The sequence below is a fragment of the Variovorax sp. 01T432 genome (genome assembly GCF_056398605.1).
Window position 1 is genome coordinate 18,239 of record NZ_JBFTPS010000070.1, and the last position, 11,748, is coordinate 29,986.

Genomic DNA, 11,748 nt, shown 5'->3' on the forward strand with positions numbered 1-11,748 from the left:
ATGCACTATAGAGCAGCCGGGTCCATTCGGGGTGGCCAGCGGCGACAATGGTCGCGTGAACGACCTCTCGCTATTCCTCCCCTGTGCAGCCGGTGTCGAGGATTTCCTCGCGCAGGAAGTGCACGCCCTCACCGGCCGCGCCGGCCAGGACCTGCTGACCTTGCGCGGCGGCGTGCGCGTGCAGGCCGACTGGCGCGACGCCATGAAGCTCAACCTCCACAGCCGGCTCTCGCAGCGCGTGCTGATCGAACTCGCCCATGCGCCCTATCGCAACGAGCACGACCTCTACGCCATCGCCAGCGGCGTGGCCTGGGAGATCTGGTTCACGCCCAAGCAGACCTTCAAGATCGAGACCACCGCGCAGCACAGCCCGCTGCAGAGCCTCAACTTCGCCACCCTGCGCATCAAGGACGCCATTGCCGACCGCTTCCGCGCCAAGGCCGGCGGCGTGCGCCCCAGCATCGAGACCCAGTGGCCCGACAGCCGCGTGTTCGCGCACCTGACCACCGACGCGTGCACCCTCTACATCGACACCTCCGGCGAGCCGCTCTTCAAGCGCGGCTGGCGGCAGGACAAGGGCGATGCGCCACTCAAGGAAACCCTGGCCGCCGCCATGCTCGCCGCCAGCGGCTGGTGGAACCCGGAAACCGGCGCGGTCTCGACCCAGCCGTTGTACGACCCCTGCTGCGGCAGCGGCACCATCGTTATCGAGGCCGCGCAGATCGCGCTCGGCATCGCGGCGGGATCGTTGCGGCGCTTCGGCTTCGAGAAGCTGCTTCCCTTCCAGCCGCACGTGTGGGCGGCGCTCAAGGCCGAGGCACAGCCCGCCGCGCCGCCGGCGGAAGCGGCGGCTCCCGTCATCTTCGGCTCCGACGTCTCGCACCGCATGGTCGACTTCGCCGAACGCAACGCCGAGCGCGCCGGCGTCGCGGCGGCGGTGCAGTTCCGCGGCGGCGACGCCTTGCAGCGCATGCCGCCCGCGCCCTCCGGCGTCATCGTGCTCAACCCGCCCTACGGCGAGCGCATCGAGGTCGGCGGCGTGGCGCGTGCCCAGGGCCGCGAGGAAGCGCAGACCGAGGACGGCGGTGAATTCTTCGTGCAGCTCGCCAGCCACTGGAAGAAGAACTACGCCGGCTGGACCGCCTGGCTGCTGACGCCCGACCTCCAGCTCCCCAAGCGCATGCGGCTGAAGGAGTCGCGCCGGGTCCCGATGTGGAACGGGCCGATCGAGTGCCGGCTGTTCAAGTTCGAGATGGTCGCCGGGTCGGCGCGCGGGCGGAGCTGAGGCCCCGCGCCTCAGATGCTCGCGCGTCGCTGCGTGACGTCGACCACGGGCGGATGGGGGCGCCTGGGCCTGTCGCCGTCCATCCGCGCGCGCTGTTCCAGGAACGTGGCGGTCGTGAAATAGCCCTTGGCGGCGCCGAAAAGCATGGACGCGACCATGCCCATCGCGGTTTCGATCGAAGTCGGCACACCACCGCGGGTGGAGTAGCCGTTCAGCGCGATGGCCAGGTCGAGCCCCGCGTTGACCGCGCTGCTGGCCAGGCCGGCGCGCAGGCGCGTGAGCGATTCACCGTCGCTCGGACGCACGCGATTGGGCCGCCGCAGCGAGTCAGGGTTGGGCACGCTCACGCGCGTGAAGACCATCGGCCGCTTCTCCGGATTCCGCAGAATGATGATCGACTCCGACAAGGCGCCTGACACGAGACGGCCCACGCTGTCGATCGTGTATCGGCGCATCGCGTTTCCGGCCGTCGCGCCCGCCACCGAACTGAACGGAAAGACGGCTTCCTTCACGGCCCCCATCAAGGCGGACGAGAGCTTCTGAATCTGTTCCTGGTCTTCCCGCGCGTTGCGATAGGCGTGGCCGGGGGAGTAGTCCACGCCGCTGAACCGGCCCGGCACGAGCACGCCCTTGTCTTCCCGCGTCCCGAGGGCTCGTCGCGCCTGGATGAACTTGGCTTCGACGAAGCGGTGCACGATGCCGAGGAATGGCGCGAGCAGGGCCGAGACGATCACGCTGCCCATGGCGCCATAGAGCTGCTTCAACTCCTCCTTGTTGGTCACCGAGGGGTCCTTGCCCCACAGGTCTTCGAAGAGATACTCGCCGCCCATTTGGCCGAAGCGCGACAGCTTGTAATACAGGCCGGAGGTGACCATGCTGGCGGTGCCTTGCTGGAGGATGTCGGCGGCGGCGGCTTTGCGCTGCTGTGCCTTCGTGAGCCTGAGTTCGCCACGGTTCGATTCCAGCAGCGCGGGATTGAAGCGGAGTTCAACGGTATCGCCGAGGTTCACATGAAGCACGGGCGGCTTCGGAGCCGGGCCAAGCCCGCTCAGCAATGGGTTGGGCATCTCGACCCGCGCGCTACCGCCTCTGTCCTGGCCTGCCGCATCCGCCGCGGGGCCGGCCGCGTGCGGGATTCCCTGCGGCGCTGGCACGGATGGTGGCGATGACGTGATGGGGCGGATGGGCACGGCAGCACACGATAGGCCAGGCCCTCGTCGAACTCGAATCGAACAGGCGAACAAAGCAACTCGCCCGCGAAAGGGGCGAGCGCTCGTCGTCAATTCAATTGAAGGTGACGCTCTCTGCCAGCAATACGCCGTCGACCACCTGCGCGCCCACCACGGTCACCTTCGCGCCGTTGCCCAGGCTTGCCGCCGTGCCATTCACGAACACGACGCCCGGCCCGCTCGCGTTCACGAGCTGGCCGCGGACGCGGAAACTGGCGGGTGACGAGAAGGCGCCGACGGTGCCGATCAAGGTGAATGAAGAAGGCCCGCCGGTGCCCGGAACATGCCGGATCTTGAATTTCGTCGCCTTGAGAACGCCGTTCGAGAAGACGCCTCCGACTTCCACTCTCACGCCATTGCCGACCGAGCCTGGAAGCCCTCCCGTGACCTGCGCCGCGGATGCGTCGACGCTGATTCCAAGCACGCGGAGGGAGCCCAGCCCCGCAAAGTCCGTGACGACACCCCCGAACTGGGCCGGCATGCCGTTCCCCAGCCCAACCGGATACCACCACTGCACGAGCGTTGCCATCAGCGTGCCCACCGAAGGCTGGCTGTTGGCGCGCACGCGCACGATGGTCCCGTTGGCCAGCGGGCGCCCGTCGATGCTGCCGGAGAGCACTGCCGCGCCGTAGTTCACGGAGATGCCGCCCAGCGTGAAGGTGCGCGCGCCTGTGTCGAGGTTCTGCACGGTGCCCGTCAGGATCGGCGTGGCCGCCGCACGCTGTTCGACGCGCGTGGCCAGCAGCACGCCCGGCCCCGCCGGCAGGCCCCAGACCTGCAAGGTCGTGCCCGGCACCAGCGACGCGAGGCCCGCCGAATCGGCCCAGACGGTGGACGGATCCGTGCTCACCGTCGTTCCCAGCACCACGAGGCTTGCGCTGGCCGGGTCGACCGATGTCAAGGGTCCGCGCATCTCGGCGGCGGAGGTGATCAGATTGGCCACGCCGCTCGTGAAGTCGGCATTGACCGGCCCGCTGACCGCGACGCTCATCCCCAGCTGCAGTCCGGGCGCGTCCTCGATGTTCAGCGCCGCGCTGTCGGTGTTGTAGCGCAGCCCGTTGACGAAGATGCTGCCCGCGCCATCGGCCGCGCCGACGCCTGCCGCGCTGGCGGAGGTCGCGCCCGTGCCGCCGGACCCCACACCGCCGGCACCGTTGCTGGACCCATCGCCGCTCGAGGCCGTCGTCGCCGCGCCGCTGTCGCCACCCGCGCTGGCCGTGCCAGCCGCGCTGCCGTCCGAGGCACCGCCTGGGCCGGCCGATCCGGCATCCGGGTCCGTCAGGAAACCCCCCGCACCGATCGCGGACGAACCCGCCAGTGATATGCCCGGGCCGCTTCCGCCGCCGCCGCCGCATGAAAGTAGCAGCGTGAACGACAGTGCCAGGAAGCCACCGCGCAGGAGTGCGTTCTTCATGGATTCCCTTTCGAGGGCGTCGAAGTTCGCCTGGGCGCCGCTGGATCCTGAATCAATGAACTGTCCTCGTAATAGGTGTAAATGCCGACCCGCATGCGGCCTGCGGCCGCGCCGCGAGCACTTTCCACCGCGCGTGTCATCTCATGCGTCAACTCGTGATGAAGGGTACTCCAGCGCTGCCGCACCAGGTGCTGGATCTTTTCGCAGTCTTCCAGCGACAGGCCCGTGGCGAACACCGAGCGCTCGAGCATCGGCGGCTGCGCGCCCAGGACGTTGGAAACCCCCGCCAGCAGGTGGTCGCGCGCGTTGTCGCCCAGAAAGGCGAGCATTCCTCGCAGATCCTCGACTGGAACGAAGCCCGTCGCATGGAGTTCGACGCGCCCATCCTGTTCGCTCGCCATGTTGAGCCGTACCAGCTCGTCCAGGATCGTGCGGTGGTGCACGTTGCCGCGGCTCGCCTGCCGGGCCACGGCCTCGAAGGACGGCGCGGCCGCGTCCGCGGTGGCCACGGGCAAGGACCTGCAGGCCGGATCGTCCGCCAGCATCTGCAGCCACAAGGTGACTGTCTTGGCCGCGGCCGAGGTCTCGGTGTGCGGCAGCGCATCTACCGCTTCCCGGACCTTGGCCGCAACCGCCTTGCGATTGAGGCCCGTCGTTACCGAGAGCTGACTGACGTTCGGCTCCACGCCCTTGGCCGCCCAGGCCCGGCGCGCCTCGTCCAGGAGAAGGTCGCGCAGCAATTCTTCGAGGTCCGCATGCTTGAGGCCCATGGCCAAGGCGAGCCTGACCATCGGCCGCAGGACGCGCGCGCAAGCCGCCAGCACCCAGGCAAGCCGGTCTTCCATCAATCTGCCCGAGTTCCCGCGTCGCGGTCACCGGCAACAAATACCTTCAAGCCCTGCCTCCAGTCTCTCTGTTGCTGGAGCGCCGTTCCCTCATGCCTGGCGCTCTTCGATCCAATGTGTTTCCTGGCCATAGAGTTCGTTCGCCGAGTCGGCGGCCAGAGCCAAACGCTCGCGATTCCGGGGCGTGTCCGGAAGCCACAAGCAGCCCGGATACGCCGCCCCCGTTTCGTGCGGCACTTTGTCCGACCAGCGCAGCCGGATCTCGGTCATGACACGCAACTTTCGATGCAACGCAATCCTCCCGACGAGGGCGTTCGCGCTCTGCTAACGCCTGGTTACCAACTGGACAGCGACACCCGTCGTTGTCTTACAAAGAAGCGAGGGCCACTATACGACAAGAGTTTTATGTCTGTGAATCTTTCACATTGGTTTGTAAGTGGAGTAAGTGGAGTAAGAGATGCCCAAACTTTTCGTGTTCGTGCTGGGTCTGCTGGCGGTCCTCGGACTGCCCCTGTACATCGCCCTTCCTTTGCTCCTGATCTGCGCGGTCTGCTTTTTCTGGGGGAGCGCGGAGTCCGATGATGTTCCCGGCGCGATGGAAACCCGGCAGGCCCTCGAGCGCACCCGGACGGTGCTGGGCGAGTTGGACGACCACCGGCGCCCCGCCGATGCGGCAACCTGAGGCGTCACCCCATGAAGGCTTCCACTGAAAGCGACCTCATGGCGATGACGCGCTCTGCCGAGTGCGTCGCGACAAAGCGCAGGCAGGCAGCGGCAACCCGGATCGTGCGTTCGTTCAGGGCGCACGTCGATGGTTGCGGCAGCGGCCCCACGGACGAGGACGTCAAGACCTTCGCGCGGCTCGTCGCCGAGGAGCATCGATGGGGCCGCCGCCTCGCCCAGTGCGTGCTCAAGACGGAGGTCCTGAGTCAAGCCATGCTCAAGGAGAGTCTCGATGATCGCCGCCTTCGCAGCCTTCGCTGATCCCCTGTCCCCTGCACCCGTTGCCTACGGGAGCTTGAGCGACTTCGCCAGGTTCCGAGGCGACCGCTCCGGCGCAGAGATCTGCGATGCCTGCAGCACCCTCAACAGCTGCCATGCCAGGTTCTGCAAAGGCTGCGCCGGCAAGCTGCCTGCCTACTACGCCACGACGGTGCATGGCGAAGCGGAGGCCCCCGCGCACAGGCGCGACAGGGGCGCTCGTTTCGTGGCCTTGCGCGCCCGCGGATTCGTGCTGGCGATGTTGTGGGTCCTGCCGATGATCCTCATGGTGCTTGCGGCATTCGGACTCTGGCTGACGGGCCCTTCCACGGCGGCCACGCTGGTGAGCGAGCACGCTCGGGCGCCCGTTGTGGGCGACGTGCCGCCTGCGCAGCCGGCCCAACCGCAGCCGCGGATCAAACTGACGCAGGCGGAAGCGGGCGCGTCTTTCGATCGAATCGGAACCCTCGAATCGCCCGTGCCGCGCTCAGCGCAAAACGAGGCCGTTCCGAAGTCGCCGCGCGCGTTCGCGCCGATGCGAGCGCGCGCCGCCGCTTCGGTCCTCGTCCGTGGCGCGGCAAGGGGGCCGCAAGCCCGCTGCGACGGACTGAACTTCTTCTCGCATGCCATCTGCATGAACAACGCCTGCGCCCAGCCAGTTGCTGGCCGCAGTGCGCAGTGCGTCGAGGCCAGGCACCAGCGCCGGCTCGACGAAGCCCGCCGCGACCCGACGCTTCTGGGCTGAGCCCGTCGCGCGTCGTGCTGTCCCACAAAGATCTTTGACATGCCCGCCTCCTGCGCCCTCTGTGGAACCCGGAATCGCGACAACGCCATGTTCTGCCTCGGCTGCGCCGCCCGACTGCCTGCCTTCGCGCCGACCGGGCCTTCGGCCCTGAACAGGAACACGATCGCCTTCTCGCCGCGGCACGACGCCTGGCCACCGCCGGAGCGCACCATCACGCCGGAGCTGCCGGCCGAGACCGCCGGGTTCTGGATCCGCCTGGGCATCGTGCTGTTGCTGATGGGATTGGCGTTCCTCGTCTGGTACGCGTTCGTCACGCGCACGGGCGGGTCGCCGCCGGTGCAGGCGGAGTCGGTCGCGGCGCCGCCCTCCGCGCTGCCCGCCATCGCGGCCGTCACCTCTTCGCGGCCGCCGCCGGTGCCCGCATCCGTCCCGGCGGCGCCGGAACCGCTGCCGTCGCGGGAAAGCAATCCAGCCCCTACGCCTCGGACAGTCTCCGCGCCGCCAAGTCCGGCCGCCCACCAGCCCCGCCCGGACTTCGCGCGCCGCGTCCCCGCCGGTGCCATGGACCCGAGCACCCGCGCGCGGCCCTCATTCCGAGGGCGAACGAATGAGCCGTATGCGAGTGCGTTGGACCCGACCTTCACTTGCTCCAACCTCGACTACGTTTCGATGCGCCGCTGTCTGCAGGCGCAGTGCAGCAGGGCGGAGTACCGAGGGCACCCTCGCTGCGCGGGCCCGAGCGAGCGGGAGGAGCCATCCGCATCCTCGACAGCGGCCGGAGCGCCCGACATCGTGTGGCAAGGCTCCAGCGCCGCCGGGCATGAAGATCCGGCCCGCGCGGAGCGCGCGCGCCAGGCCAGGCTCCTGCTGCTGCCGTAGGACCGATCAGGGCGGCGGCGCACCTGGCGCAGGCATGTCGCCCGCGTCCCCCGTGTTTCCTGCGTCCGAGTCGGGCGCCGACATCTCGCGCATGCGCTGTTCGATCTGCGCATCGCTCATCGTGTTGCCGGGAATGCGGGCCGGCATGGTCCGGGCCCATTGCGTCGTCGCCGGGAACACAAACACCAGTGCCCCCACCGCGAGCAGGCACAGCAGATAGGGCGCCAGCGCGCCGACCACGCCGCCAAGCGCCGGCCGCTGCCTGTGCAGCCCCCGCGCCAGCACCACCGCATAGCCGAAGGGCGGCAGCAGGAAGCCGGCCTGGAGCACCAGCAGCGTGAGCGCCGATACCCACGCCGCGTCGTCCACCAGCGCCAGCAGCGGAGGCATCACGATCGGCACGATCAGGAAGATCAGCTCGAATGCATCGAGCACGAAGGCGCAGCACAGCAGCAGCACGATCACCGCGAGCATGGCGGCGAGCGGGTGCCCCGCCATCGCCAGCATCCATTGCGCGACCAGCAGGTCGGTGCCGAAGGCGCGCAGCAGCAGCGAGAAGGTCGTCGCCGCGACCAGCAGCGCGAAGAGGGCGCCCGTCAGCGCCATCGCATCGTCGAGCGAGCGCCACAGCACGGCGCGCGTGAGCTGGCGCGACACCACGCCCCACGCCAGCAGCAGCATACCCGCCGTGGCCGCCGCCTCGACCGCGCGCACATGGCCGGAGATCACCAGCCCGAGCAGAACGGCAATGACCAGCGGCACGACCCCCAGCGTCCAGGCTTCGCCGCGCGACAGTGCCACCGGCGCGGCCTTGGCGCCGGCGCGCGGCGCCAGCCACCAGGTCAACAGCAGCCAGCACACCACCAGGATGGCGCCCGGCACCATCGCCGCCTGCAGCACATCCTGCGAGTTGATGACCCGGGTGGCCGCTTCGGCCGCCGGGGTGGCGAGCCTGGGCACCATGTTCAGCGCCTCGGTGTGGGCGCGCATCATCGCGTCGCCGAGCAGCAGCAACACCAGCGACGGCGGCACCACCACGCCGAGCGTGCTGCCGACCGCGATCAAGGCGGTGCGCCGCGCGGCCGGCATGCCGTCCTGCGCCCAACGCGCGCCGGCCGTGCGCGACAGCGTGATCAGACTCGCGCCCACCGAGCCGTTCATCGGCGCCAGCAGCACCCCCAAGCCGAGCCCGGCCAGTTCGGGCGCGCCGCGCGATGCGACCCGGCCGAAGGCCTTGCGCAAGGCGCCGTACAACGCGTTCGCCAGTCCGAGGCGCCCGAGCAGCGCACCCACGAGCGCGTAGAGCGCCAGCGCCTGTATCAGGTCCTGCTCCAGCAGGCCGATGATGCGCACAGGAAGGCTGCCGAGCAGCGGCGCATCGAAGGCGCCGATGGCCAGCCCGCCCAGCGCGCCCAGCGTGCTCACGCCGAGCAGCACCGCGTAAGTGGGCCATCCGGTGGTCATCATCACGGCCAGCGTGATGGCCAGCAGGATCAGTCCGACCCAGCCCACGGGGCTTCCTCCTCGGCCTGGGCGGGGTGGCACCATGCGCGCCACAGGCCCTGCGCGGCCTGCAGCAGCAACAAGGCGGCCAGGAGCAGCAGCGCGAGCTTGATCATGAAATAGCCGGCGTTGAAGGTGTCGGGGAAGCGCTCGAGGCTGGCGACGGAGCGCCAGACCTGGGGCGCGCCCGCGACGATGACGAACAGTGCCCAGGGCAGCACGCACAAGGGCGCGCAGATGCGCCGCAACCTGGCGCCGAAACCGGCGGCATGGACCAGGTCGGGCCGCGCCACCAGGTGTGCGCCGCGTTCGCCGGCATGGCGCAGCGCGACGGCCACGTACAGCGCGAAGACCCATTGGGCCATGTCGTTGGCATCGGTCGACCATGCGCCGACGAGTTCGCGCAGCGGCCATTGCAGGAACAGCAGCAGCGTGACGGCGATCGACAGCGGCATCGCCATGCGCGTGAGGATGCCCGGCGCGGGCGGGGGGCGCGAAGAGGCGGGCGAGTTGGCGTGGTTGTGCTGCATGGCGGCGGGGCGCGGCGGATTCTGGCATGGGCTGACTGACGCGTTGCCGACGCAATCCTGGCGCTATTTCGGAGCGCTGTGCCCTCAGCCGAGTTCGAAGGTGGTGATGCCGTAGAGCCTGTCGAGCTCGCAGGCGGGCGCCGGGCCGGCGTACATCCGGCCTGTTTCGAAGACGCTGCGCAGGCCTTGCTGGCGTGCCAGTGCCAGCGCATGGGTGTTCGTCGTCGGGACGTCGAGGTACACGGTATCGCCGGGCGGCACGCTGTCGCAGAGCGCCACATGAAGCGCACTCGCGATCCGCGGGCTGTCCGCGACCAGCGGGCCGATCTTGTGGCCCTCGCGGCAGCGGCGGATGACGCCCCATCCGGCGAGCCGCCCCTGCTCCATCCAGGCGAGGCCCGTCGCGTCGGGCATCGTGGTCCAGCAGCGAAGGAAGGCCTCGCGCGGGGCGGGGAAGATGCGGGCATCGTCGGCGCGCAGCATCGCGAAGTCGACGGTGGAGAGCGGCACGATCGGGGCGGCATGCGGGTGGCCAGCCGATGCGGCGGTGCCGGCGAAGCGAGCGTTCTGCCAGGCCAGCTCGAAGCCGTTGCGTCGGTAGTAGGCCTGCTGGGCCTTCACGCCGTCGAGTCCGACGACCTGCCCCGCGAGCCGCGCCATGCCCGCGTCCCACAGGCGGCGCCCGATGCCTTTGCCGCGCCATGCGGGAGCGACGATGAAGAGGCCGATGAAGCCGAAGCGGCCTGCGTAGGAGACGGCGGCGATGCAGCCGATGATCTCGGCTAGGTGCTCGGCGGCGAGGAAGCCGTCAGGGTCGGCGGCATGGAAGCAAGCGGCATCGTGAAGGCCGGGGTTCCAGCCTTCGAGGGCGGCGAAGTCGATCGCAATCGCGATCTCGTCGCGGTGCATGGGGCGGATGGTGCAGGGCATGAGGGGGTTTCTTGCTTGCATGCGAGGCTCTTTGGCTGTGCTCGTCGAGGTCGAGAGGCGCAGTGCATCGGCCGAGCTCAATGGCCGCGCGGAGGCAGAAAAAGACATGCAAAATGTCAATGACTATGTCTTGCTTAATGTCGTGGAAAAGCGCATATTCCGTCCAAGGCCGATCCCTCCAAGCCTGATGTACTGTCGAATTTCTCAAACCATTGACGAAGGCCTCTCATGAGCACCAATGCGATTGCGCGCCGCCTTGAAGCCATTCAGACAAAGGGCGCCATGCGCTCGGCGGATGTGGCCAACGTCTTGAATGTTCGCCCTGAAACGGTTTCTCGATGGAACAACGGCAAGGCGCTGCCCCATGCGAGCACCGAGAAGCAACTGCTCGAGTTGGAGTTCGTCATCGACAAGCTCGCGGATATCTATGAGCCGCATGATGCTCGCCTCTGGCTGTTCTCGCGTCAGCGATTGATGGGTGACCAAGTGCCAGCAGAGCTGATTCAACAGGGGCGGGTTGACGAGGTGTTGGCTGTGGTCAACCAACTGCTGGATGGCGTTCATATCTGAGAGAGGCCGGCCTTTTCAATGATCCACGCCCCCGATTTGCTGGACCGGTTGGAGGGGCTGCCGAAGGAACCGTTCGACGGCAAGGTATTTCGAGGGACCCGGCAGAGCCTCGATCCTCTGGCCAGTTCGTTCAGCGGGGGGCGATGGATGCGACGCGACGGGGCGGGAGTCCTATATACGAGCCTGGCTCGCGAGGGTGCGCTGGCAGAGATTTCATTCCATTGGGGGCAGCTCACGCCCCGTCCCACGAAGCCCGTCATGCTCCATACGCTGCGCGTCGTTGCACACCGCACACTGAAGTTGCTGCGAGTCGATCTGGCCACACTTGGAGTCCCAGAAAGCGCGTTCGGGGGCGTTAACCTGCCGCGTACGCAAGAGATAGGAGCCGCCGTGGAGTTTCTCGGGTGCGATGGTCTTGTCGCACCCTGCGCGCGATGGCATTGCGACAATCTGATCCTGTTCCCGGACAGGATGAGAGCAGGTGCCACGCTAGACTGAAGTTCCTTGTACTTCGTAGTCACTCGAGAAGCGGCAAGTGGTTGTCGTGGTTCACGAATCCTCCTCTTCGGAGGATTTTTTTGGTGTCAATATGTAGTCACTAAATAGTTGACATTATGGCTCTTGTTGTATATATTTGCATTCATGGCAGCCCGCACCGGAACCGCTCACGTCGTCACTACGACCCGCMAGTACAAGGACCAGGTCTATCGCACCCACCTGCTACGCCGCAGCTACCGCGAGGACGGCAAGGTCAAGAACGAGACCCTGGGCAACCTGTCGCACTTGCCCGATGCGCTGATCGAGATCATCCGCCGCTCGCTGCAGGGCGAGACCTTT

At 68.0% G+C, this 11,748-nt stretch carries 15 protein-coding genes; 8 read left to right on the plus strand and 7 right to left on the minus strand.

The genetic code is table 11. The features are described from left to right. The first annotated feature begins 55 nt into the window (after positions 1-55). The gene (locus tag AC1DNF_RS31880; RefSeq protein ID WP_478152665.1) at positions 56-1,285 is read left to right on the plus strand and encodes a THUMP domain-containing class I SAM-dependent RNA methyltransferase; all 1,230 of its coding nucleotides are present in this window, start codon (positions 56-58) and stop codon (positions 1,283-1,285) included. Positions 1,286-1,296: 11 nt separating this feature from the next. On the opposite strand, the gene AC1DNF_RS31885 is transcribed toward AC1DNF_RS31880, so the two are convergent. The 4 genes from AC1DNF_RS31885 to AC1DNF_RS31900 form a co-directional block, all read right to left on the minus strand. Next, on the minus strand, positions 1,297-2,304 hold the full coding sequence (locus AC1DNF_RS31885) for a hypothetical protein (protein ID WP_478152666.1): 1,008 nt from the start codon (positions 2,302-2,304) through the stop codon (positions 1,297-1,299). A gap of 265 nt (positions 2,305-2,569) precedes the next feature. Then, complete coding sequence (locus tag AC1DNF_RS31890; protein WP_478152667.1) at positions 2,570-3,928, minus strand: DUF5666 domain-containing protein; 1,359 nt, start codon at positions 3,926-3,928, stop codon at positions 2,570-2,572. Continuing rightward, a complete protein-coding gene (locus AC1DNF_RS31895; RefSeq protein ID WP_478152668.1) occupies positions 3,925-4,773 on the minus strand; it encodes a DUF6502 family protein in 849 nt (282 codons plus the stop codon). Before AC1DNF_RS31895 ends, AC1DNF_RS31890 begins: the two co-directional genes overlap by 4 nt. A 90-nt stretch (positions 4,774-4,863) precedes the next feature. After that, positions 4,864-5,043, minus strand: coding sequence for a hypothetical protein (locus AC1DNF_RS31900; RefSeq protein ID WP_478152669.1), 180 nt, complete (start codon positions 5,041-5,043; stop codon positions 4,864-4,866). A 187-nt stretch (positions 5,044-5,230) separates the two neighbouring features. On the opposite strand from AC1DNF_RS31900, the gene AC1DNF_RS31905 reads away from it, so the two are divergent. From AC1DNF_RS31905 to AC1DNF_RS31920, 4 genes are read left to right on the plus strand one after another with little or no spacing between them, the layout of a single operon-like run. Next, entirely contained in the window at positions 5,231-5,455 is a 225-nt protein-coding gene (locus AC1DNF_RS31905) for a hypothetical protein (protein ID WP_478152670.1), read from the plus strand. Positions 5,456-5,466: 11 nt separating this feature from the next. Next, complete coding sequence (locus AC1DNF_RS31910) at positions 5,467-5,757, plus strand: hypothetical protein (protein ID WP_478152671.1); 291 nt, start codon at positions 5,467-5,469, stop codon at positions 5,755-5,757. Next, positions 5,729-6,499, plus strand: a complete 771-nt coding sequence (locus AC1DNF_RS31915) for a hypothetical protein (RefSeq protein ID WP_478152672.1) — start codon at positions 5,729-5,731, stop codon at positions 6,497-6,499. The genes AC1DNF_RS31910 and AC1DNF_RS31915 overlap by 29 nt, the downstream gene beginning before the upstream one ends. Positions 6,500-6,538: 39 nt before the next feature. Then, positions 6,539-7,378 (plus strand): hypothetical protein, encoded by an 840-nt coding sequence (locus tag AC1DNF_RS31920; RefSeq protein WP_478152673.1) that lies wholly within the window; start codon positions 6,539-6,541, stop codon positions 7,376-7,378. A 6-nt stretch (positions 7,379-7,384) separates the two neighbouring features. On the opposite strand, the gene AC1DNF_RS31925 is transcribed toward AC1DNF_RS31920, so the two are convergent. From AC1DNF_RS31925 to AC1DNF_RS31935, 3 genes are all read right to left on the minus strand, one after another. After that, on the minus strand, positions 7,385-8,890 hold the full coding sequence (locus AC1DNF_RS31925; RefSeq protein ID WP_478152674.1) for a TRAP transporter large permease subunit: 1,506 nt from the start codon (positions 8,888-8,890) through the stop codon (positions 7,385-7,387). Beyond that, the gene (locus tag AC1DNF_RS31930) at positions 8,872-9,411 is read right to left on the minus strand and encodes a C4-dicarboxylate ABC transporter substrate-binding protein (protein ID WP_478152675.1); all 540 of its coding nucleotides are present in this window, start codon (positions 9,409-9,411) and stop codon (positions 8,872-8,874) included. Before AC1DNF_RS31930 ends, AC1DNF_RS31925 begins: the two co-directional genes overlap by 19 nt. 84 nt (positions 9,412-9,495) lie before the next feature. Continuing rightward, entirely contained in the window at positions 9,496-10,362 is an 867-nt protein-coding gene (locus tag AC1DNF_RS31935) for a GNAT family N-acetyltransferase (protein WP_478152676.1), read from the minus strand. A gap of 207 nt (positions 10,363-10,569) precedes the next feature. Between AC1DNF_RS31935 and AC1DNF_RS31940 the strand changes: the two genes are divergently transcribed. The 3 genes from AC1DNF_RS31940 to AC1DNF_RS31950 all read left to right on the plus strand — a co-directional run. Beyond that, on the plus strand, positions 10,570-10,911 hold the full coding sequence (locus AC1DNF_RS31940; RefSeq protein ID WP_478152677.1) for a hypothetical protein: 342 nt from the start codon (positions 10,570-10,572) through the stop codon (positions 10,909-10,911). Positions 10,912-10,929: 18 nt separating this feature from the next. Beyond that, positions 10,930-11,409 (plus strand): RES family NAD+ phosphorylase, encoded by a 480-nt coding sequence (locus AC1DNF_RS31945; protein ID WP_478152678.1) that lies wholly within the window; start codon positions 10,930-10,932, stop codon positions 11,407-11,409. A gap of 144 nt (positions 11,410-11,553) precedes the next feature. Beyond that, a partial coding sequence (locus AC1DNF_RS31950; RefSeq protein WP_478152679.1) for a hypothetical protein occupies positions 11,554-11,748 on the plus strand: 195 nt, incomplete at its 3' end.